Here is a 22,479-nt window from a genome sequence, read left to right on the forward strand (position 1 = left end):
GACGCCGCAAGCGTGATGAAGCGCCTGCGAAAGATGCCGTGCATCCTAACCCATCTGATAAGGCGCCAAGCTCTGATGTCGTAGACCAGCCCGAGCCTGCCAAACCTGTGCGCCCGTCACGCCCCGTACGTCCCGCGCAGTCTGCGCGCCCGCCGCAATCAGAGCGCCCGTCGCGGCCTGAGCGCGCGCCTCAAACGGCGCAGCCCCGTCACACGGGCGCAAAGCCACTGAACGGTGCACAGGTTGCAACGGAGACCGAGCAGCTACAGCCAACGCGTGGTGAAATGCGACACGTGCCCAGCGTTGAGACACCTGCGATTGAGGACATAGCCGCGCCGCGGTCGCACGACTCTGTGGCCCTGCCCGCCGCGCTCCCCGATCCGTGGCATGTGATGAGACAGGTTGAAGTCACCGGCCTGAATGAACGCCGCAGCCGTCTGCCATTGGTCGATTTTTTCCGCAGCTCACCCACTGCGCGGGCTTTTGATTTGCTGCGCACCCGGATGCTGCATAGCCTGCGCGCCCATGGCTGGAAGCGTGTGGCGATCTGTGGTCCGACACCGGGGTGTGGGGCGAGCTTTACCGCCGCCAATCTCGCACTGAGCCTTGCTCGAGTACCGAACAGCCGTACGGTTCTGATGGATATGAACCTGCGCAACCCCGGCATCGCCCGCGCATTGGGGCTGGAACGCTCTGCGCTTTATAACGGCGATATGCTTGGATTCTTACGGGGCGAAACCCGTCTGGAAGAGCATTTGGTGGCGGCTTCCGACCGGCTGGCATTGGGGCTGAGTTCCTCGACGTTTCACAACGCGGCCGAAGTTCTGCACGAAACCCGCTGTGCCGCGATCATCGACGATGTGGTTGCGCGCACCCGCGCAGATGTTGCGCTTTTTGACCTGCCGCCGGTGTTGCACAATGATGATGTGGCAGCTTTTTTACCACAAGTTGACGGGGTGCTGTTGGTGTCTGATGGCAGTCAAACAACCGCACGTCACTTGAAAGCCTGCGAGAAAATGCTTGCAGGACACACACAGCTTCTCGGGGTGGTGCTGAACCGCGCCCGCAGTGAGGATGAATTCTCCGGCGGTGCCTGAACCGGCAGCGCAGGAGAGGAAAACGGAATTCACCATGGCTTCGATTTACTCAGTTGCAGATTTCATCGATATGCTGCGCCGCCGCATGTGGTTGATCCTTGTGGTGACGATTCTGGGTTGTGTGGCCTCCGTGTGGATGGCGCTGCAGCAGCAACCGGTCTATTCGAGCACGGAAGTGATTCAGATCACCCGTCCCAAGATCGCGGGCGAATTGGCGCGGTCCACCGCCGACGGATCATCAGCGCGGCGCATCCAGTTGATTGAGCAGCGTTTGATGGCGCGTGGCACCATTCTTGAGATCGTGGATCAGCTCAACCTATTTGCAGATCGTCCGGGTTTGCTCGATTCTGAAATTGTCCCAATGATGCGGACTTCGGTGTCGTTGATGGGGACCGCAGCCGTGCGAGAAGGGTCTTCGGATGATGGGGCGATTTCGGTGCTGACGATCACCGCCAATATGCCCACGCGAGAACAGGCTCAGGCGGTTGCGCGGGAATTTTCCAAGCGTACGATTGCCTTGAGCCAGAGCACGCGGCTGGATCAAGCGCGCGAGACGTTGCTGTTCTTTGACCAAAAAGAAAAGGCTTTGGTGCGCGACATCTCGGCTCTTGAGGAAGAAATTGCCAATTTCCGCTACCAGAATGAGGTGACTCTGCCCGGCGCCATCGAGATGCGCGGGGCCGAGATCGCCGCCATCAATGAGAGCTTGCTCGAACTTGCGCGGCAAGAAATCGAATTGCGCAAGGGTGCAGAAGAGGCTGAGGCGACCCAGCGTGAAGCCTATGCACGCCGCGTTCGTGAGGAGTTTGAAAGCCAGTTAGAGACGCTTACGGCGCAACGTCAATTGTTGCTGGACCGACGCGCGGAGTTGGAAGCCTCGCTTGAGTTGACGCCCGAGGTCGATCGCCAATTGGCAAGCTATGAGCGGCGGCATCGACAGATGCAGTCTGAACTCGAAGTGATCACGGCGCGCCGTGCAGAAGCGGAAGTGGGCTTTCGCCTGGAGACTGCAAGTCAGGGTGAACGCCTGACGGTGATCGAGCCTGCTCCTCTGCCAGATTATGCCATGGGGGGCGGTCGCAAGGCTCTGGCAATCAAGGGCGGGCTTGCGAGCTTTGTGCTAGGGGTTCTTGCGGCCTTTGCGCTGGATTTACGTCATCCTGTTTTGCGGACCAGCGGACAAATGAAACGTGAAACGGGCTTGTCGCCTGTGGTCACAATTCCGGTTCTGACCCCGCGCAAAAAGGGGCTGTTTGGGCGCCTGTTTGGGGGCGGAGCGCGTCCGACAACTGGCGAAATGCACGGTTAAAGTCCCGTCCCTGATTACCTGAAGCAGAAGACAGGAAGGGCGCGGCGCATCATTCAGCGTCTTACATCTTGCCGATCACATCAGCCCTAAACTGCTGCTGATTTTGGGCCAGTGATACCACAACGCACCGCCGCATAAGATCGCACTTGCCGCCAGAAAAACCAGATCATGTCTTGGGTCTTCGGCGCGGTAAGGTCGCGTCTGCCGCATGAGTGTCGGATAAGATAGAAAAACCGCAAGCCCCATGGCGGCGATACCTCCAACCAGTCCGAAGTTCGCCACCCCGGCTAGAAACAGCGCCGTTTGCACAAATGCGCGAGTCGCAGTGTAGAAAAAGAACCCTTTGGTGTTGCCCGCCGCCAATGAGGCGCGATCATAGGTTAATACAATGATTGAGGGGGCCAGACTGCTTGCCAGCAGGACAATGACCGGTCCTGCAGAGGCGTAGCGGTGATCATAGAGCAGGTCCACGAGCCATGGGCCGATCCATGCCATAAGCCATAGGATCGACAAGATCCCTCCGGTGAGCGCGTAGCGCAATTGACGTTGCTTGCGCCGGTTTTCGTCGCTGTGCAGGGCAGGTTTGTCGCGATAAACTGGTATCATCAGGCGCTGGTTGACGTCTTGCCCCAGTTGCACTGGGAAATTCGCCAGAAAAAATGCGATGTTGTAGATCCCCATCGCTTCGAGCGAGAGATATTTACCAAGGATCGCCCGATCACCCTGCGTGGTCAAAAAGAAACATGCGGTAGAGAGAAAAATCCATTTGCCCATGCCGATCAATTCATGGGTGGCTGCCGGCTCCCAACGCAGGGCGTTACGCCGCCCCGGCAAGGCCCAATGGGCAAGCGCCAGTTTGGCAGCTTCTTGCAGCACGCTGCCGATGGCAAGCGCGATGACGGATTGAGTCCAGATAGCGAGAGTGACCATGCTGACGATCCCGCAAACCTGCGCCATCAGGTTGATTGCGGTGACGCGCCCAACCAGTAGGTGACGATAGGCGGTCTCCACCCGCGTCGGCTGAAGCCCCTGAATGACCAGACTGAACCCGGCAAGAGGCAGGCAGTAAGCCAATTCGGGGGCGTCATAAAATGTGGCGGCGGGCAGAGCGAGCGCACAGGTCAAAAGCCACAACAAGCCGCCTCGGATGATTTGAACAGTCCAGGCAGAGTCGAGAAAGTCCGGCTCATCTCCTCGCGGATTTTGGGCAATGGCATTGGAGATGCCCATATCCGAAAACAGCGATAGGCCGATGATAATGACTGTGACCAATGCCATCAGCCCGAAGGCTTCGGGAAAAAGGATGCGGGTCAGCAGCAGGTTTGACCCCAGCCGCAAGATTTGCCCGGTGCCAAATCCGAGAATAATCCAAGAGGTAGAGCGTACGACGCGCGCCATGAGGCTCTGATCGTTGATCGCAAGTTTCATTGAAGTCCAGATCGCGCCGTTTCAGATCAGCCGCAGGCTATGGCCGCACTGCAGCAAGGTCAATCACAGCACGGGCTCAAGCGTGCCGATGGTGACCTTTTGGACCAAATTCCTCTCCATTAGAGAGTAGATGCGCTGTGGTTGATACTGGGCAAAACTCTGTGATCCCGCTAGGTTGCAAGCCGGACCGCAGGAAGGGATGAACCGGCGTGAAGATTGCATATGTGCTGAATACTTATCCGCAACCCTCGCAGAGTTTCATCCGCCGCGAAATCCAAGCGTTGGAACGGCGCGGTGTTGATGTGCTGCGACTGCCGATGCGCCCCTCAGAACAGCGGCTTGTTGATCCCGGTGATCAGACCGAGTCAGAGTGCTGTCACTATGTTTTGGCGGCAGGAGCGGCGCGTTTCGCGTTGGCGTTTTTGGTCTGCGTTGTCCGCGCGCCGCATCGCGGCTGGCGTACCTTCTGGCTGGCGATGCGGTTGGGTGGCGCAAATGCAGCGCGTCTGCGGCATCTGATCTACCTGATGGAAGCCGCCTATGTGGCGCGCGTCACCCGGCGCGAAAACTGCCAGCATATCCACGCGCATTTTGGCACCAATGCGGCTACGGTTGCCTTATTGGCAGAGGCTTTGGGCGCTCCGGGATATAGTTTTACGACCCACGGACCAGAAGAATTTGATGCCCCGCATACATTGTCGTTGGGGCAGAAGGTGGATCGCGCCCGATTTGCCGTTGCGATATCGAGTTTTGGCCGCAGTCAGCTGAGCCGCTGGGCGTCTTTTGGGTCCTGGGCACGGATCAAGGTTGTGCATTGCGGCATTGAGCCTGCGCGCTTTGCCGAGCCGCGAGCGGTGCCGCAAGGGCCTCTGCGTCTGGTGGCCATAGGGCGCTTTGTTGAGCAAAAGGGACTGATGGTTCTGATCCACGCGCTTGCAGATGCGGTCAGGGATGTACCGGATATTCATGTCTCTTTGGTTGGGGACGGCGAGATGCGTGCGGATCTTGAGGCGGCAATCGCAGCGCATGGATTGAGTGAGAATGTCACGCTGACCGGCTGGCTGTCAGAGGCGGGCGTTCGCGATGAACTGGCCAATGCGCATGCTCTGGTGATCCCTTCGTTTGCCGAAGGGTTGCCGATGGTTGTTATGGAGGCCATGGCTTCGGGCCGTCCGGTATTGGCGACATATGTCGCGGGCACGCCGGAGCTGGTGGTGCCAGAAGAGACAGGCTGGATGGTGCCTGCAGGTGATGTGCAGGCGCTGGCGGATCTCATGGTGCGGGTCGCCGCGGTGCCGCAGGCCCGGCTGACTCAGATGGGCCAACAGGCGCGTGAGAGAGTGCTGGAGCGCCACGACATAGATCAGGAGGCCGAAAAGCTCGCAGGCCATTTCGCCGAAGCAATCGCTGCAGGCGAGCGCTGAAGGGGAGGCGATCAGCGTCCCCGTGCCCAGACGACGTTGGAAGAGAACAGTCGCGTCTTTACCGCCAGTGAAACAGCGACGTAGACTGCCGCGCCAATGGGGTTATTGAGCGCGATCCGGGCCATAGCACGCATGCCAGATGGGCGCGGGTCATCGTTTTGCAACAACTGTGGGAAAAGCGTTTTGATCTCAGCGACGCCGCGATCTTGCCGTCTGCGCACCCGGACCAAGTTGCGAAACCCCTCCACCATGGGCCAGTGATAGCGACCGGGTAGGCGGATACGTTCCTCTGGTGAGAAATGCAGCCGCGCATAGGTGTCGTCAGAGATAATTGCAGGCCACTGACCCCAGCGCTCTCGGCCTGCGCGTGTCATGGCAAAGATCCCAAATCCCGGCGCACCTTTACGAACAAACGGCAGACGGACCCATGCGCTCGCATAGGCGCGGGTGAACGCGTTTCGTGCGGGAGTGACGCAGGGGCTGCCGCTCGCATAAAGCGCGCGCTCGGGGCAGAGCGCGTGGGCGATTTGCGACAGCAATTCCGGCTCGACCTGCACATCCGCATCCAGATAAACCAGTATGTCACCGTTCGCAGCCTTATCGCCCTCGGTGAGCGCGGCGAGCTTGCCGCCTTCTGCGCGCTCCAGGACTCTCATCTCCCAACCATCTGGAACGGATACACTGCGGGCGCGCGCCACTGTGTCATCTGTGCAGCCATTGGCCAGCACCAGTACCTCGATCCCGTGCCCGCTGATGGCTGAGGCATAGAGCGCGGTCAGGCAGCCCGTGATATAGTCGGCTTCGTTATGGGCCGGGATGAGAACCGAGATCCTGCGCGGAGGGGAGCCTGTCACCGAGCGGCCTCCAGCACATCCCAGCGCGGGTTGTCATCCGACAAGGTCCGGAGCGCCCCCCAGCTGCCCCAACGCCCGGGCACGGATACATCGGAATAGGCACCAAACAGCGTGCCACCAATGTCGGGCCAAGTGTTCAGGAGCTTGCGGTAAAGTTCCGCCATTTCTGGCGTGTAATTCAGGTAGGTAAAAAACGCGGTGAGGTCGTCATCATCGACCGATGCGCCATGGCCGACCACATGGGTTCCGCCCTCGTACATAATCAGTTCAAGCTCGTGTTTTTGCGCAACCTCCGCGTGGTACGGCAGCACACGGGTCAACAGGTCGTTCAGTGATCCTTCTTGAGATCCGGTGTTTAGCCCATCCTGCAACTCCACTGCAGCCTGCGCTGCGGCCACGTCAAAGCGGTGATCGCGGATGTAATCGCTTGCGGCGTCGCCACTCAGTCCCTGCGCGGAGGCCGCAGCGCGCGCGCGATCCTGACTGTCGGCAATCCATGCCCGAACCATTGGGGCCTGCTCCTGCATACCAAGGGACGCGCCAAAATAGCCGGTCACGGCATAAGCATCAAAGCTGCGATAGGGCGCTTCACGACCCGCTTGTGCTGCGGTCCAAAGCGGTGCGTTCAGGATTTGCTCTTCGAGACCGAGCCACCCGGTCTGGGTCGAAATCACCCGCACCAGTCGATCCGATAGGTCAGTTTGGCCCGCACCTTCCGAGAACACTTCTGTCCAGATGCCTGCAACCTCGGCAGCGCGTCCGCCGTAATACTGAAGCCAGAGACCGTCCTTGCCCCAAGTCTCTCGTGCCTGTTTGTCGGCCCATTGTGCCTGCTGAAACTGCCAATTCCACACTTCATTGGAATATTCGACGTATGTTTTCAGGTCTTCGTCCAGACCGTCGCGCACCAATGTCGCAAGGTTGCGCACATAGGTGTCGTCGGCCATATGCGGCAGGGTGAACCACGAATCTGCGCCAACGCGATTGGCAAGTGTCACCAGCACTTCGGCGGGTATACCATTGGTGGTCCATGTGTAATCGCTGTAACGCGGGCGGTCCTCCCAACCGATCTGTTTGGAGTTGTTGGTGTCCATCCAATCCATAAAACGCAGGGCGGCAAAGCCCTCAATCCGGTCAAGCCAATCAGGGTTGAACAGAGCGCCCTGATCATAGGCTTGCAGGTCACGTTCGCGCACCACGGTGATATTGCGCACGTAATCTCCGGTGCCTTCGCGGTCGGTGCGCTGAATACGGATGTCCACAGCACCGGGTCCGGGTTCAAAGTCAAAGGACACTTGATTGCGGCCGTATCGAACATTTTTCGCCCGGCCCCCGGTCTCGACGATGCCTTGTCCTTCAAACCGCAGCACATAGCGCCCGGAGAGGCTAGTCGCGCTTTCAGGCAAATCGTTCAGGATCACAGTTCCAATCGAGCCAAGCTCGGGCGGCAGGGCCAAGGGCCAGCCATCCGGATCAAGGTATCCTGCGTCACGCAATTCGTCTTCGGTAACACCGCCCCAACGGCCGGGCAAATGACCGATCCAGGCGCGCGCGGTTTTGAAATGGTCAAGAAACGGCGCCTGCGGGCTCCAATCGCGCACAGAAGCCAGATTCATGGCAATCGGTTGCCTGCGCACATCTGGCCTGCCGGTCGGCAGCGAAGGGACAGTAATATTGGCGTTAAGGATGGCAGGTGCCGGGTCCGCGGGCAGGTCCACCGGGTCTGGTGGCAAGGTCATACGTGCCTGTGACCCGCTGGCAGCGCCCGCAGCGATTTCCTGCAAGCGCTGGGCGAGTTCGGCAGAAGGGGCCTTATAGGCGGTGCCCCACTCGGTTTTCAGAACACGCGGCAACCCTTCGGGGGAGTTGCCAGTGAGCACCGCATATTGCACCAAAGCGAGATAATAAAATCCGATGTCATTGGGGTGAATATCGTCTGAGAACACGTCTCTGATATCCTGCAAACCCGGCACGGTGCCGGTCTGGATGGCATCGGCTAAACAGCCCAGAGCCTGTCCTGTCGGCAGCAAACGAATGTCTCCGCCGGTATTGGCGCGCACTTTGTCCACAACACCCTGCCAGCGGGGCAGATCGTTGTCGAGCCTCTCGCGCCATGCCACATCGCCACCATTATCAAACGGCACTTCAACGCCGGTGCCGCTCAGCAGGCTATGCCAGCCTTCTTGCAGGTAAAGCGTCACATTGGGATTTGATTGAGCGGCGAGCGTGTAGAAGTTCTCGACAGAGCCTTCGGTGTCACTCCAGCGCAGATGATTGGCGAGCGGAATGGCCTCGGTGACGATCACCGCATCAACGGGTCCTTTGGCGAGACGTTCGCGGGCGTTGATGCCTTGGGCCTTGTCGGCGTGTTCCCAGTTGTACCGCAGGGGCGCGCCGTTGATCACCTGATACTCGACCACAGGCCGGTTGTCCTGCCCGGCTGCGAGCAACTGCTGTAACATGCGCGGATTTTCGGGACCGATCAGCGAATGACCGATCATGACAAGCGCCGTGAGGAGCGTTTCCGGTGTCATGTGACCTCCACTGCAGCGCTGGCAAGACCAGTGCGGGGCAGGGCGGTTACCACCTGCCAGACAAGGGATTGCAGGATGCCCGCGCCCTCTGCGTCAAGCGCGGTATAGGCGGTGCCATCTGAGAGTGTAACCTGATGTGGCAGACCCTCGGGACTGCGGTGATAGAGCACCGCGTAATGGGTCAACGCAACGATATAAGCACCAAGCGGGCTCAGGTGGATCTGATCCCTTGTCCCATCTGGCAGAAGATCAAACAACGCATTCCGGTCTGTAAGGCCCGGAATGCCTCCGGCCTCTGCCGCGCGGGTGATCGCCGCGAGCACCTGCCCGCCGGGGATCAGATACAGCGGTTGATCGTTTGCGGTGCGGTCATCCTTGGATGTGAGTTGCCCGAGCCAAAGCGCGTCCAGATCCTTGTCTATCCGAGCAAGCCAACCATCCGGATCATCGAGACGGTGCCATGTCTCATATAGATAGAGCCGCGCATTCGGGTTGCCTTTGCGGGCCAGATCAGCCCAAAGGTTTAGGTAATGCGCCGCGTTAAAATATTTAATCGCATCGCGCAACTCCACCATTTCGGTAAAGATAACAGCGTCATAGCCCAGCGTCGCCAAGGCGTCTTTGGGCGCGCGCCAGATTGGTGCCGCGTTGACTTTCTCGAAGTCGAGGATCGGTTCACCCTCTTCCCAATGCGCGCGCAGAGACGTGCCTGAGCCGCGTTGCACGTTGTAGCGATGACCCTCGCCCGCAAATTGCGCCAGCAGATACGGAATTTCTGCACCGACCAGTGAATGGCCGAGATGATATACTCTCAAGGGACCGCGTGGAGGGGGGAGGGTTGCGACCTCTCTGGGCGTGCTGTTGCGCTGCCCAAGGGCCCAAACTCCCAGAGCACCGACCGGCAATGCGGCGCAAGCCATGAGGATTGCGCGACGGGGCAGGCGGCGGAGACGGTTCATCATGGGTGCAGCTCGCTTCTGGGGATCTCGACCGCTGTGATGATTACCTCAGAGCCGATGGCAAATCGACCCTTGAGGCTGTCGCCGCCTGAAAATGGAGGCTGATCAGAGGTGAAACATGCAGTGAAGCGGCCTGCGCTCATTTCGAAGGTGAGTTCCATACCGCTGAAACCAAAAAAGCGGCCAGAAATGGCGTATTGCGCCTTATAAGCGGCCTCTTTGGCTGAAAACAGCAGCTTGCCTGCTCGGCCGGGGTCTGGCTGCGCGGCCATCCAACCCTGTTCAGTGGCGTTTGCGATGCTGTCCCATAAGTCGCCAGAAAGAGGTGTGTCTTTCTCAATGTCAATACCGATACCAGCAAATGTCTCAGTCATTGCGACGGCTGCCAACGCACAGCTGTCGCAATGAGAGATACTGCCCGTCAATCCTGCTGGCCAAAGAGGCGCGCGTTTCGGGCCAACAAGGATAGGCGCAGGCCGTAGATTCAACGCGCGCATCGCCTGATGGGCTGCGGCGCGACCGGCGGCAAACTCGCGGATGCGTTTCTCAACCGCATTGGGTGACAGGCAGGCGCTTTCCTCTGGCAAAGGTGCCGGGGGCGTTCTCAGAGGATCGCAGGATGCAATGGCGATTGCTTCCGACAGCAATGGGCGCAGCAAACGTCGCCGTGCTCCAGCAAGTTCTCTTGAAACGCTTGGGGCCTCTATCATCCTGAGCGGGCCTTGCGGTTGGCGCGCATTGCACGGCGTTTGGACATGGTATCTGCACGGCCAGCGGTATTTGCGGTGGACGAGGCGGTTTCTGTTGGTGCTTCACCACCGCTATGGAGCTGTTCCACATGTGTCGCCAGACCATCGAGCGTCGGGAAACGGAAGATATCCGTAATCGACAACCGCTCTATGCCCAACAGGCTGCGAATATCGCGATGGGCCTGAACCGCTAGCAGCGAATGCCCGCCAAGGGCGAAGAAGTTGTCGCTCTGCCCCACAATACTCACACCGAGCAGTTTTTGCCAAACCTCGGCGATCTTTTGCTGCGTGAGCGATTGCGACACTGCCGCCACCGCAGATGCTTCGCGACGCGTCGGTTGCGGGTCGGGCAGGGCTTTACGGTCAATCTTCTTGTTAGGTGTTAGCGGGAAAGCCTCAAGCGTCACGATATGTGCAGGCACCATGACCTCTGAGAGGTGGCGCGCCAGATGGGCCTTGGCTTGTGCTTCGGAAAACGGCGCAGAGGCGGCTACATAGCCGACCAAACGCTCGTCCGTGCCGATCTTGCGCGGGATGACCACGGCGGCTGTCACGCCATCAATCGCGGACAGGGCGGCCTCGATTTCACCGAGTTCAATCCGTTGGCCCCGGATCTTGACCTGATGGTCGGTACGACCGAGGAACTCCAGCGTGCCATCCGCGCGCCAGCGCACGAGATCACCGGTGCGATACATTTGCTGACCGGTCCTGAACGGGTCAGCCGGGAAGCGCTCCGCTGTGAGATCCGCGCGCTGCCAGTAGCCAGCGGTCACACCCGCGCCGCCGATGCACAGCTCACCCGCGGCCCCGATCGGCACCGGCTGGTCCGTGCCGTCGAGGACATAGACGGTGGTATTGGCAACAGGCGTGCCGATGGGCGCGATCCCCTGCGGCGTCCCGTCAAGGGTTTCGACCGTGGACCAGATCGTCGTCTCGGTCGGGCCGTACATGTTGTGAAGCGTCGCGCGAGTCTGATTGCGCAGGGCGTTCACCAAATCGCCGGGCAGGGCCTCACCGCCCACCAGCAGATGCTGCAATCGCGCCAGCACCGGGCCCGCATCTGCATCGGTGGCGATCATCCGCGCCATCGAGGGGGTGCATTGCATATGCGTGACGCCGTGGCGCACGATCTGGGCCGCGAGCGAGAAGTCATCCGCTGCCAGTTCCTGTACGCGATTGGCGCGGCGCAGCACTTCGGCGAGGGGTTTCAGACCCTCCAGCACCACGTGTGGCTCGATGCCGTAGTCGATCAGACAGGCCACCTCATCCACGCCAATACGTTTGAGGTCTTCGACCCGCGTCACGGCGTCCTCAACGGTGCCAAACAGGCCGGAGTCCTCGAAATAGCGTTCAAAGGCAAAATCCAGGATCGCTTCAAGTTCCTCGGTGCTGAGGCTGCCCAGATCCATCTCGAACGGGTTGTCGACGCCCTTGGGTTTCTTGAACGCCGGGAAGGCCCAGGCGTATTGCTTGATGAGCCCCGCAGCAGAGCGCAGGTAGTCTTTCATTGGCTCGCGCGCCACCTCGCGGGCGGCCTCGCGGGTGTCAGCCAGATAGGTGTGCAGCATGAGCGTGACTGTGAAATCGGCCGGATCATGCCCCGCCTCGCGCAATGCGGCGTGATAGAGCGCGATTTTGTCGCCCACCTCATCAATGCTTTGTCCCAACAGATGCGTGAGCACATTGGCCCCCACACGCCCCGCCTCGCGCCATGTTTCCGGGTTGCCCGCCGTGGTGACCCAGACGGCAAGCTCGTCCGAAACCGGGCGCGGCTGTGTTACCACCGAATGGAGGCCGCCATCCTTGCGCGGAAAACCCACCTCTTCGCCGCGCCAGAGTTTGCGCACGATCTCAAGCGCTTCGAACAACGCGGGTTTGTTGGCCGGCGGCGTGTTCTCTGGCCGCAAGATAAAGTCATCCGGCTGCCAGCCCGAGGCAAACCCGATGCCCGCGCGCCCACCGGTGAGGTTGTCGATCACCGCCCATTCTTCGGCAATGCGGGCCGGGTGGTGGAGCGGGGCCACACAAGAGCCTGCGCGCACACCGATGTTGCGAGTCACGGCGGCGACGGCGGCACCGGTGACCGACGGGTTCGGATAGGGGCCACCAAAAGCGTGGAAATGCCGCTCCGGCGTCCAGACCGCGTTAAAGCCATGGGCGTCGGCAAATTTCGCGCCCTCAAGGAGCAGCTCGTATTTCTTCTCGCCCGCGCCGTCGTCGTTGCCCCAATAATAGAGGTTGAAGTCCATCTTGCGATCGCTGAGCGCGATGGGGCCATTTGAGAGTTGCAGACGGCTTTCATCGCTAGAGAGCACCAGTTTGAAGCCACGCGCCAGCGTCCAGAACAGCTCCAGCACGGAAATGTCGAACGACAGGCTGGTGACTGCGAGCCATGTGTCGCCGACCTGATGCGGGATACGTGCATCCATGGCGGTGAAGAAATTGGCGACATTGCGGTGCCGCACCATCACGCCCTTGGGCAGGCCGGTCGAACCGGAGGTATAGATCAGATAGGCCAGATCCTCGCCGGTGCCTTCGCTGACGGGTTCGGCAGACGATGTGGGATCGAGCGTGTCGAGATGCAGCGAGTGCGCGCTGCTGTCGGGCAGGTCCGGCGCCAGTGCGGCATGGGTGACAATGACCGAGGCCTGACTGTCGGTGATATAATGCGCGATACGATCACCCGGATAGGCCGGATCAAGCGGGACATAGGCCGCGCCTGCCTTCAGAATACCAAGCGTTGCCACGACCAGATCCATCGAGCGGCGCAAATAGACGCCGACATGGCTGCCGGGTTTCACACCTTGCTCTTGCAGATGCCTTGCCAGCGCATTGGCGCGCTGGTTCAGCGCAGCATAACTTAGGTGTTGATCTTCAAAAACGAGGGCCGTTGCATTCGGTGTTCGCGCCACCTGAGCCTCAAACGCGGCGTGAATGGTCTGATCTGCCGGATAGTCCGCGTCGGTTGCATTCCATTGCTCCAGCATCTGCTGGCGTTCAGTGTCGGGCAGCAAGGGCAGGGCTGAAAGTGCAGTGTCTGCCTGCGATGGCAGTGCCGCCAGCAGGCATTCGAGGCGTGCCGCCAGCACGGACAGCGCCTGTTGGGACAGATGCCGGGACTGTAGCTGCACGCGGTCCTCGGACTGGATCAGGGCCAGTTGAGCGTGGTCCGGCACGCTGTCGGTACCTATACACAAGACAACCGCCGGAGGGGCCTGCACAGAAATCTCTGGCGCGCGCAGGATCAGATCCGTTGCAAAACCACCCTGATCTCCCGCTCGGGTCAGAACCGCCTCAGCACGGGTCACAAGGGTCGAGAATGCTTCATGCGTTTGGGCATTGAGGGGCACCCAATCGGCCATCAGCCCGGACTTTGCCGCAGACTGTAGCGTGGGCAGGCTGAGCGCGATTGACCCCTCGGTCTCGCCCAGACTGCGCAACAACCATGCAAGCGCAGCCGCAGCCAATGTTGCGGGCGGGCACTGTGCAGGCAGTGTGATGTCGGCGGTTTGCGCGTCGCCTTTTTCAGCAGCGTGCAACGGGACCGGCAGGGGCAGCATGTTTGACAACGCGCGCCGCCAGTAGGTCTCGGGCGTCTGGCTGGTTTGCGCAGCATTTTCCAGCGCGTTGATCTCACCCTCGGCAAGAGCGGGGAGTAAATCGCCAGCGCGCAGAAGATCACGCAGGCTCAGGGGCGTGCCAGACAAGGAAGTCAGCGTCCCGAGCCGAATGGCCCCATCGGCGCAGGCAATGGTGACGTCGTCACCCGTGACGGCGAGGATCTCTCCCGCTGGGCCTGTTCCCTCGGCAGGATGCGCCTGACCCACCGCAACGAACTGATCGGCCAAGCGGATCTTTGCAGTGGTGAGCGGGTTCCAATAGCCGCCCATATCCAGACCACGGACAACGCGCAGCAACTCCGCAACCGGGCGGTCAAAGCGTAAGACCCCGGCGGCCTCCGGGCGATCCGCGCGGGCGTGATAGCGGCGCTGGCTCAGATCCTGTGGCTGGCGGTTGAGGGTGCCGCTCTCTAATTGGTCGAGCACTTCGGCAAAGCTATCAAGCGCTGCGCCATAACATTTCGAGTTGAGGCTAAAGGCGGTTTCATCCTCAGAGACCGCGAAACGGCGCTGGGCGAGGATATCGCCTTCGTCCACACCGCCCTCAATCATGTGCCATGTGATGCCGTGTTCCGCGGCACCTTCGAGAATGGCCCAGTTGGGCGTGTTCAGACCTGCGCGTTCGGGCAGCGGGCCATCGTGGAAATTCACCGCCCCGCGGCGGGCCTTGGCAATCACTGCTTCGGGCAATACCCGCAGGTTGGCAATCGACAAGAGCCAATCAAAGTCGCCCTCGATGCCACGCGGAGCAGCAAGAACCTGCAGCCCTTTGGATGCGGCCCAGGAGGTGATCTCTGCATTTTCGCTGACCACAGCCCGGATCTCGTGACCACGTGTCAGCAATGCCTCGCTACACCCGATCAGCAGGGATTCATTGCCAATGACGACGGTTGAAAATGTCATGACTTGTGTTCCTCCAGAACGGGATCGGACGCAAATGGCCGCGCCGGGTTTGGCGCGGGCAAGGGGCGCAGCAATCGTTTGAAATGATGACGCAGCAGGTCGCGATGAAAATGGGGCGCATCGGCGCGGGGCTTACCAGAGGTCAGCCGGCGCAGACCATAGACTGCACCGCCCAACAGCCGTGCAAGGGTTGCGCCAATCGCATAGATCGGACCGTGGGTTTGCGTGAAATAATGCAACCGCGAGTCCAGCCAGAACTCAGGTGTGCGCGCCCATGTCTTCATGCCGGTTGAGGCCGACCCCACATGGGCAACGGTGCTGTGTGGGATGTAATGCGTCCGCCAGCCCGCACGTGCGGCGCGGTGGCAGAGTTCGGTTTCCTCGAAGTATAGAAAAAACGTCTCGTCAAAGCCGCCGATGGCCTCGATGACCTCGCGGCGGATCATCATGCTGGCCCCGGCGGTCCAATCCACTTGTTGTGCGTCATACGGGATCTCCAGTGGCACGATAGCGTGTTTCAACAGGCGGGAGATCACACCGGTGCGCGCCGCACCTTCAAATTCGCTCGCGATGGTCGGAAAGCGAAACAGCGTGCAATGGGGCGTGCCGTCTTCGCCATGCACATACGACCCCGCGAGCCCCGCACCCGGAGCACTCAGTAGAAAATCCCGCAATCTGCGAATGCAGTCCTGTTCGGGAAAGGCGTCAGAGTTCAGGAGATAATAGAAATCGGGGCGCGATCCATCCGAAAGCCGCGCGCAAAATCCGATGTTCATGCCCGCACCAAAGCCGCCATTGACAGGTGAGGCCTCAATCCGCAGGTGACCACTGTCGAGCCAGCCGCGCGCTGTCGCCCCGGCCCGCAGGGCTTCAAAAGATCCATCACCCGATCCATTGTCGATAATCAGCACTTCGCCGGGCAGATCTTCCATTTCCTCCAAGGCCGCTTCTGCGGAGCGCAGCGTCATGGCAGGCGTGCGAAAGTTCAGGATGATCGTGAGGATAGAGTTGGCGGCCATGGGTTACTCTGCCGCCTTTGCGACACCGCGCGGGCAGATGATTTGGCGTGTATTTTTCCCTAGGAGATCGCGAATTTCGTTCCCCAGTACGCTGACGTTGGGCACCAGAACCATACCGTCGTGGTCGCCGGGAACCTCGCGTACGACCAGTGACGGCGCAAATCGGGTCCAGTCGTTATCCGCGTAGACATATTCACGATCTCGGCTCACACATTGCCCACCAGAGACTTTCCAATGCCGGTCCAGCACAGGTCGATAGAGTGTCACCGGACCCGTCCAGGGCTGAACCTCATACCCGACCACCGCGCGCAGGAAGGCCAGTTCGATCTTGCGATTGTTGAAACCGGTGCTCTCGCCGGTTTCCGCCGGGCGGTCCTGACGCTTGCGAATTTCCCAGGCAATGCGGTTGCGCAGCCATTCACCGAGGTAGCCCGGCCCTTTGCTGCGGATCTCTGCGAGCTTGATCAGCGCCTTGTCAATGGGTTTGAGGTCTGGGCGCACCGGCAGCGGCGTATCCAGCAGCACCAGCGCATCCACCGCCTCGCCAGAGGCCTTGAGCTGCTGGGCAATTTCATATGCGGTGATGCCGCCGCCAGAAAACCCACCGATCAGATAGGGCCCTTCGGGCTGCACCTGTCGCATCTCGGCGATATAGTCGCGGGCGGCGTCCTCGATCCGCTCGTGCGGTTCATCCGTGCCGATCAGGCCACGCGCCTGTAGCCCATAGACCGGACGATCCTCGCCAAGGATCCGTGCCAGATGCCGCAGGTTCAACACGTTGCCAAACATGCCCGCCACGATGAACATCGGTGCGGCTTGGCTGTCCTTGCCGGGGGCAAGGCGCACGAGGTGGCTGAAGCTCTGCGGTGCGGCCTCTTGGTCGTCCGCGGCATTGCCCTGGGCCTCCAGCGGCCCGGTCTCAGCCTCGACCCGGGCCGCCAGCGCGGCGACGGTCGGGGCATCAAATAACACGGACATTGGCAATTCGACCCCGAAGCTGCGTTTGATCTGCGCAAAGAGCCGCACGGCGATCAGAGAATGACCGCCCAGATCAAAGAAACTGTCCTCTACACCGATCTGCGATAAGCCCAGCAGTGTGGCGAAATGACCGGCGAGGGCCTCTTCGGTTGCCGTGCGGGGCGCAACATAGTCGGTATCCAGATCGGGGCGGTCAAAGCTCTGCCCTTCACCTTCGGGAGCTGTTTGCCCGCTGGTGTCCGCCTGCTGGCGCAAGGCGTCCAAGTCCAGCGAGGAGACAACAACCTGTGGCAGACTCGCAGCGAGCGCGCGTTCCAGCGCGATGCCGCCCTCGCTGGTGTGGATGCCATTCTCCAGATTGGCGAGCAGGCGCCGCTCGTCCGGCGACAGGGGCTGCGTCTCCGCATCAGGGGTCAGGCCAAGCGCGGCGGCTGTGGTGTCGGTGCGGGTGGGCAGAAGGTTGAAGCCGCCGCTCAGTTGCTGCATGCGGAAATGCGAGATTTCCACCAAAACGGTCCCTGCCGGGTCGGACAGGGTGATGTCAAACAGCACCGCGCCCTGCTCGGCCTGCCCGTCCGCAAGCCGCACATGGCTGTAGATGTCCTTGGTCAATGGGGCGAGCACCCTGATCGTGCCGTAGGAGACCGGCACCCAGAGCGTGCTGGACTCGTACCCCGGCGCAAGTTCGATGGCCCAGCCGGTGGCAAGATCCATAAGCCCCGGATGCAACAACGCGCCGTCACTTGCTGCAACATCAGGCAAGGACAGTTGGGCGAGCCCTTCGTCCCGACCAAGCGCCACTGATTGCAGCACATGCCAGCGCGGACCAAACCGCAGGTTGGCTTCTTGCGGGGACCTGATGCGTGCGCCCGCGACATCTGCCTCTTGCGGCGTGCAGCGCGCGGAGATTGCATTCAGATCCAGGGGGGCGGCGGTACTGTGGTCCAGCGTGACCACCTCAGCCTGTGCCGTGCGTGCATATCCCTCTGTCGTTTCCGCGTGGATTTGCACCTCATAGCCTGCTGCACCGGGCCTTAGATGCATCACCGCCTCGCGCGGCATATGATCCTCGACCACAAAGGGTTGCAGGAAATAGAGGTCCCGGATTTCGTAGGGCGCGGTGCTGCCGAGCGCATCCAGCCCTTCGGCAATGAACTCGATATTGCCGGTGCCGGGGATCAGGGCGGTGCCATCATGGGTGCGGTGATCATCCAGCAGCCAGTCGCTGCGCGCGTCAAAACGACTGCGGAACACCGGCGCGCCGGAGCGATCAAAGCCTTGTGTCTGCCAAAGCGCGGCCTCTGACGGCAGTGGTTCCGAGGGGGCAGCGCTGCCGCGCCGAGCGGCCATAGCGTCCGCTGCCATGCCGGCATCCGCCCAGATCCCCCAGTCGAGGGCCATCACGCGGGTTTGCCCGCCCTGACGGGATTTCGCCCAAGCGTTGAGGTATTCGTTGGCGGCCACGTAATCCACCTGCCCGGCAGGGCGCGTCACGGTGGAGGAGGAGGAAAACAGCACCATCAGGTCGAGGGTGCCATCCGGGAAGACCTGATCCAGCACACGCAGGCCGTTCACTTTGGGCGCGAGTACCTCGGCGATTTGGCGATCTGTCTTGGCCAGAAGGGGGGCGTCGGCAATGTAGCCTGCGCCGTGGAACAGCCCGGTGATGGGGCCAAATGCGGCGCGTGCGGCCTCTGCCGCGTTGCGCATGTCCTGGAGGTTGCAGACATCGGCGCTGAGCGTGAGCACTTCGCCGCGTCCGGTCGCCTCCAGTTTTTGAACGGCGCGAATGCGGGTTGCGATCCGGTCAGCCGGGCTGTGGCGGCGCAGGTAGCGGTCCCATTCGGCACGCGGTGGCAGGGCGTCACGGGACAGGAGCGTGATGCGCGCTTCATACGTCTGCATCAGGTGCTCCGCGATCGTCAGCCCGATGCCGCCGTAGCCGCCAGTGACGAGATAGTGCCCCCCGGTTTGCAGCGGCAGGTCGCTTGCCGTTGGTGCCGCGAGGGGCACCGGGCGATAGTCAAGCTCCAGACGTTTTTCGCCACGCCAAGCAGCGGCGTGGTTGCCGGGTGCGGCCAGCAGCTCTTCGAGCAGGCGCGAGGTGATTGGGGCGGGTTTTGTGCCGGATATGAGGGCAGAAAGGCCCGCAGGGGTTTGCGGCAGCTCAATGTCACAGGTTGCGACGGTGACACCGGGGATCTCGCGCGGGATCACACCCGCGGGGCCGGAGATCATTGCTTTTTCCGGATAGGGCAGGGGCTCGCCACGTACCTGCGCGGCACCGGTGGTCAGCACGCTCAGATGCACCGGATGCGGCAGCTCTGCCTGCGCCAGCGCTTGTCCTAAGGCGGTAAGCGACATCAGCCCCATTTCGATATTGCGATCAAAGAAGGAGGAGCCGGGGCGGTAATCCTCGGTGTCGGTGACCAGCCAGAAATGCGCGATCCGCTGCGGCAGAAGATCCGCCTCGGCCAGATCCGCCAGAAGGGCCTCGGTACCGAACCGGCCTTCTTCCGGGGCCAGTTGATAGACATCGGGCGCAAGCTGCGCATAGGTATCCCCAGCCCGCACGCGGGCCACCCGATGACCGGCGGCAAGAAGAGTCTCGGCGCAGGCGGCGGCCTGTCCGGCGGTGTCTTCAAAGATTAGCCAGGTGTGCGGCTCCAGCGTGAGTTCGTTTTCTACATCCAGCGCGCAATCGGCCAGACGGGGTCGCCAAACCGGGCGGTAGCCCCAATCGGCAATGTCCGCGTGCCGTGCGGGCAAGGCAATCTCGGGCGCTTGCACTGATTTTCCGGGTTCGATGAAGTAGCGGCTACGCTGGAACGCGTAGGTGGGCAGGCTCAGGCGGTTGCGGCGGGCATCGCCCCAGATCTGAGGCCAGTCGGCCTCGACCCCGCAGGCCCAGAGACGGCCGATGATGCCAAAGAAATAGGCATCATCCGCGATATCCTGCTCCGGGTGACGCAGAGAGCTGAGCACCTGACCGGACGCGACCTGAGGCGACATTTGAGCCAAGGCGCTGAGGGCCTTGCCGGGACCGACCTCCAGGTAGACGCGGCCTTTGGTGGTTGCGAGCGTTTCGATGCAATCGGCAAAACGCACGGTATTGCGCAGTTGTTCAACCCAGTAGTCGGCGCTGGTCGCCTGTTCCGGCGTCAGCGGCTGGCCGGTGCGGTTGGACATCACCGGCAGGTTTGGCGGTTGCAGATCGAGACGGCGCAGGAAATCGCCATAGGCCGCGAGAATCGGCTCCAGCATGCGGCTATGGGCGGCGATGTCGATGGGAATACGCTGGAACTCCACATCGCGGGCGCGCAGCGTCTCGGCCAGCGCATCCAAGCGATCATCCGGACCGGATACAGCGGTTAGTTCCGGCGCGTTGACGCTAGCGATGTCGAGATCCGCACCCACAAGCGTCTCGACCTCAGAGAGCGGCAGCGAGATCGACAACATGCCGCCCGGCTCAACCGTGTCAAACAGCCGCCCCCGCAGTTGCACCAGGTCGATGCAATCCTCAAAACTCATGACACCGGCCAGACAGGCGGCAGTGTTTTCCCCCATGGAATGGCCCACCATGGCCGCAGGCCGGACGCCCCAGCTGATCCAGAGCTGCGCCAGCGCATATTCCACGATCATGATGAGCGGCAATTGTACCGAGGGTTTCAGCAGCGCCGCATCAGCGCCTGCCTCCGCGCCGGGGTCCGGCAACCACAGGGCGCGGATGTCGAAATCGAGGCTCTTTTCCAGATGGTCCAGCCCCTGATCCATCCAGTCGGCAAACACCGGCTCCGTCTCATAGAGGTCGCGCGCCATGCCCGCAAATTGTGCCCCCCCGCCGGGGAACATAAACACCACCTCGGGATGCGCACCGAGATGGTCGTGGGTGAAGACCTCACGCGGGTTCGCGGCTTCCAGCATGTCGGCGGCGTCCGTCGCGGTTTCGGCCACCACCACGCGACGTTTGGCAAAGCCGCGGCGGCCTTCCTTGAGGGTGTAGGCCACATCCGCCAGCTCCACATCGGGGTGGGCGCGCAGGTAGGTCGTGAGGTTCTGCGTGTTTGCCTCCAGTGCGGCCTTGGTCTGGCCGGAAATACAAAGCACCTGAAACGGGAAATCGCTTTCCTCGGAAGGCGCACGCACCGGGGCCTCTTCGAGGATCGCATGGGCATTGGTACCGCCGACGCCAAGGGCATTCACAGCAGCGCGCCGGGGGCCCTTGTGCGAAATCCACGGGCACATCGTATCGTTCACTCGGAAGGGCGAGGTTTCAAAGTCGATGGTCGGATTGGGTTTTTCATACCCCAGCGAAGGCGGCAGCGATTTGTTCTCCAGCGCGAGGGCGGTTTTCACAAACCCGGCCACGCCGGCTGCCGTGTCCAGATGGCCGATGTTGGTTTTGACCGATCCGATCCGGCAATAGCCCTTTGCATCGGTGCCATCGCGGTAGGCATCGGTGAGGGCGGCAACCTCAATGGGATCGCCGATATAGGTGCCGGTGCCGTGGCATTCGACGTAATCGATGGTTTCAGGGTTCACCCGTGCAGCCGTCAGCGCCTTGCGCACCGCCGCGGATTGCCCATCCACCGAAGGGGCCAGATATCCCGCCTTGGCCGCGCCGTCGTTGTTGATCGCTGAACCTTTGATGACGGCCCAGATGTGGTCGCCATCGGCCACCGCATCGCTGAGACGCCGGAGCGCCACGGCCCCCGCGCCAGAACCGAACACGGTGCCCTGCGCGCGGTGGTCAAAGGCGTGGCAGTGGCCGTCGGGCGACAGGATTTCGTTTTCCTTGTAGAGGTAGCCGCGCCCCTGCGGCAGTTCGATTGTTACACCACCGGCCAGCGCCATATCGCATTCGCCCTTGCGCAATGCCTCGGCGGCGTAGTGGATCGCCACGAGCGAGGTGGAGCAGGCGGTCTGCACGTTGACCGATGGTCCCTTGAGATCAAAGACATGGCTGACGCGCGTGGTCAGAAAATCCTTGTCGTTGCCGGTATGGCGCAAGAGGAACATGCCCACGTCATCGACCAGATCCGGGTTCGAGCAGATGTTGAAGTAAAAATAGCTGCCCATGCCGCAGCCCGCATAGACACCGACCTGGCCTTTCAGGCTTTCGGGTGTGTGACCGGCATCCTCCATCGCGCCCCATGCGACCTCGAGGAACTTGCGATGTTGCGGGTCGAGGATCGCGGCCTCTTTGGGCGAAAATCCAAAGAACTCCGCGTCAAACTCATCAAATCCTTGTAGCCGGGCGGAAGAGGGCACGTAGTTGGGATCGCGCAAGGTCTCGGCGCGTTCGCCAGCAGCAAGCAGGCTGTCTTCGTCAACGACCTCAATCGACTCGATGCCATCACGCAGATTGGTCCAATACTCGTGAATTGAAGCCGCACCGGGTAAAGTGACAGACATGCCGACCACTGCGATATCGTCGGGGCTGTGGTGATCGAGTTTTGTCATCTTATCCATCTATATCGCCCTGTCTCACGTTGCGTCGGCGGTCGTGCCCATAAGTGTGCGGCGCTCAATGATATTCGCTTAGGTAATGTGGCGGTTCTGCGTTGGCTTTTGTATGTATGAATTACGAAACATCTTGGGCAGC

General features: G+C 61.2%; 11 protein-coding genes. 3 read left to right on the plus strand and 8 right to left on the minus strand.

The window, feature by feature from the left end:
- Positions 1 to 284: 284 nt before the first annotated feature.
- Together UB90_RS07140 and UB90_RS07145 are read left to right on the plus strand one after the other, a co-directional pair.
- Entirely contained in the window at positions 285 to 1,097 is an 813-nt protein-coding gene (locus tag UB90_RS07140) for a CpsD/CapB family tyrosine-protein kinase (RefSeq protein WP_227512230.1), read from the plus strand.
- A gap of 34 nt (positions 1,098 to 1,131) precedes the next feature.
- A complete protein-coding gene (locus UB90_RS07145) occupies positions 1,132 to 2,406 on the plus strand; it encodes a Wzz/FepE/Etk N-terminal domain-containing protein (RefSeq protein WP_065324262.1) in 1,275 nt (424 codons plus the stop codon).
- A 75-nt stretch (positions 2,407 to 2,481) separates the two neighbouring features.
- On the opposite strand, the gene UB90_RS07150 is transcribed toward UB90_RS07145, so the two are convergent.
- Positions 2,482 to 3,834 (minus strand): oligosaccharide flippase family protein, encoded by a 1,353-nt coding sequence (locus tag UB90_RS07150; protein WP_009177559.1) that lies wholly within the window; start codon positions 3,832 to 3,834, stop codon positions 2,482 to 2,484.
- A 209-nt stretch (positions 3,835 to 4,043) separates the two neighbouring features.
- Here UB90_RS07150 and UB90_RS07155 point away from each other — a divergent pair, with 209 nt between their 5' ends.
- Entirely contained in the window at positions 4,044 to 5,258 is a 1,215-nt protein-coding gene (locus UB90_RS07155) for a glycosyltransferase family 4 protein (RefSeq protein WP_065331922.1), read from the plus strand.
- Between the two features lie 11 nt (positions 5,259 to 5,269).
- On the opposite strand, the gene UB90_RS07160 is transcribed toward UB90_RS07155, so the two are convergent.
- From UB90_RS07160 to UB90_RS07190, 7 genes are read right to left on the minus strand one after another with little or no spacing between them, the layout of a single operon-like run.
- Positions 5,270 to 6,112 (minus strand): glycosyltransferase family 2 protein, encoded by an 843-nt coding sequence (locus tag UB90_RS07160; protein ID WP_065324264.1) that lies wholly within the window; start codon positions 6,110 to 6,112, stop codon positions 5,270 to 5,272.
- Positions 6,109 to 8,646 (minus strand): hypothetical protein, encoded by a 2,538-nt coding sequence (locus UB90_RS07165; protein ID WP_065324265.1) that lies wholly within the window; start codon positions 8,644 to 8,646, stop codon positions 6,109 to 6,111. The genes UB90_RS07160 and UB90_RS07165 overlap by 4 nt, the downstream gene beginning before the upstream one ends.
- Complete coding sequence (locus UB90_RS07170; RefSeq protein WP_065324266.1) at positions 8,643 to 9,608, minus strand: hypothetical protein; 966 nt, start codon at positions 9,606 to 9,608, stop codon at positions 8,643 to 8,645. The genes UB90_RS07165 and UB90_RS07170 overlap by 4 nt, the downstream gene beginning before the upstream one ends.
- Positions 9,605 to 10,315 carry a 4'-phosphopantetheinyl transferase family protein gene (locus UB90_RS07175; RefSeq protein WP_065324267.1) on the minus strand — a complete coding sequence of 237 codons (711 nt, stop codon included), beginning with the start codon at positions 10,313 to 10,315 and terminating at the stop codon, positions 9,605 to 9,607. The genes UB90_RS07170 and UB90_RS07175 overlap by 4 nt, the downstream gene beginning before the upstream one ends.
- Positions 10,312 to 14,877, minus strand: coding sequence for a MupA/Atu3671 family FMN-dependent luciferase-like monooxygenase (locus UB90_RS07180; protein ID WP_065324268.1), 4,566 nt, complete (start codon positions 14,875 to 14,877; stop codon positions 10,312 to 10,314). Before UB90_RS07180 ends, UB90_RS07175 begins: the two co-directional genes overlap by 4 nt.
- Positions 14,874 to 15,896, minus strand: a complete 1,023-nt coding sequence (locus UB90_RS07185; protein ID WP_065324269.1) for a glycosyltransferase family 2 protein — start codon at positions 15,894 to 15,896, stop codon at positions 14,874 to 14,876. Before UB90_RS07185 ends, UB90_RS07180 begins: the two co-directional genes overlap by 4 nt.
- Positions 15,897 to 15,899: 3 nt before the next feature.
- On the minus strand, positions 15,900 to 22,346 hold the full coding sequence (locus tag UB90_RS07190; RefSeq protein ID WP_065324270.1) for a type I polyketide synthase: 6,447 nt from the start codon (positions 22,344 to 22,346) through the stop codon (positions 15,900 to 15,902).
- Positions 22,347 to 22,479 lie beyond the last annotated feature (133 nt).

This window comes from Tritonibacter mobilis (assembly GCF_001681715.1).
Lineage (GTDB): Bacteria > Pseudomonadota > Alphaproteobacteria > Rhodobacterales > Rhodobacteraceae > Epibacterium > Epibacterium mobile.

Bases quoted from the DNA above. Each gene is read 5' to 3' on its own strand.
- UB90_RS07140 (WP_227512230.1), top strand. From the start codon at position 285: ATGCGACACGTGCCCAGCGTTGAGACACCTGCGATTGAGGACATAGCC.
- UB90_RS07165 (WP_065324265.1), bottom strand. From the start codon at position 8,646: ATGACACCGGAAACGCTCCTCACGGCGCTTGTCATGATCGGTCATTCG.
- UB90_RS07190 (WP_065324270.1), bottom strand. From the start codon at position 22,346: ATGGATAAGATGACAAAACTCGATCACCACAGCCCCGACGATATCGCA.
- UB90_RS07145 (WP_065324262.1), top strand. From the start codon at position 1,132: ATGGCTTCGATTTACTCAGTTGCAGATTTCATCGATATGCTGCGCCGC.
- UB90_RS07175 (WP_065324267.1), bottom strand. From the start codon at position 10,315: ATGATAGAGGCCCCAAGCGTTTCAAGAGAACTTGCTGGAGCACGGCGA.
- UB90_RS07170 (WP_065324266.1), bottom strand. From the start codon at position 9,608: ATGATGAACCGTCTCCGCCGCCTGCCCCGTCGCGCAATCCTCATGGCT.
- UB90_RS07150 (WP_009177559.1), bottom strand. From the start codon at position 3,834: ATGAAACTTGCGATCAACGATCAGAGCCTCATGGCGCGCGTCGTACGC.
- UB90_RS07180 (WP_065324268.1), bottom strand. From the start codon at position 14,877: ATGACATTTTCAACCGTCGTCATTGGCAATGAATCCCTGCTGATCGGG.
- UB90_RS07185 (WP_065324269.1), bottom strand. From the start codon at position 15,896: ATGGCCGCCAACTCTATCCTCACGATCATCCTGAACTTTCGCACGCCT.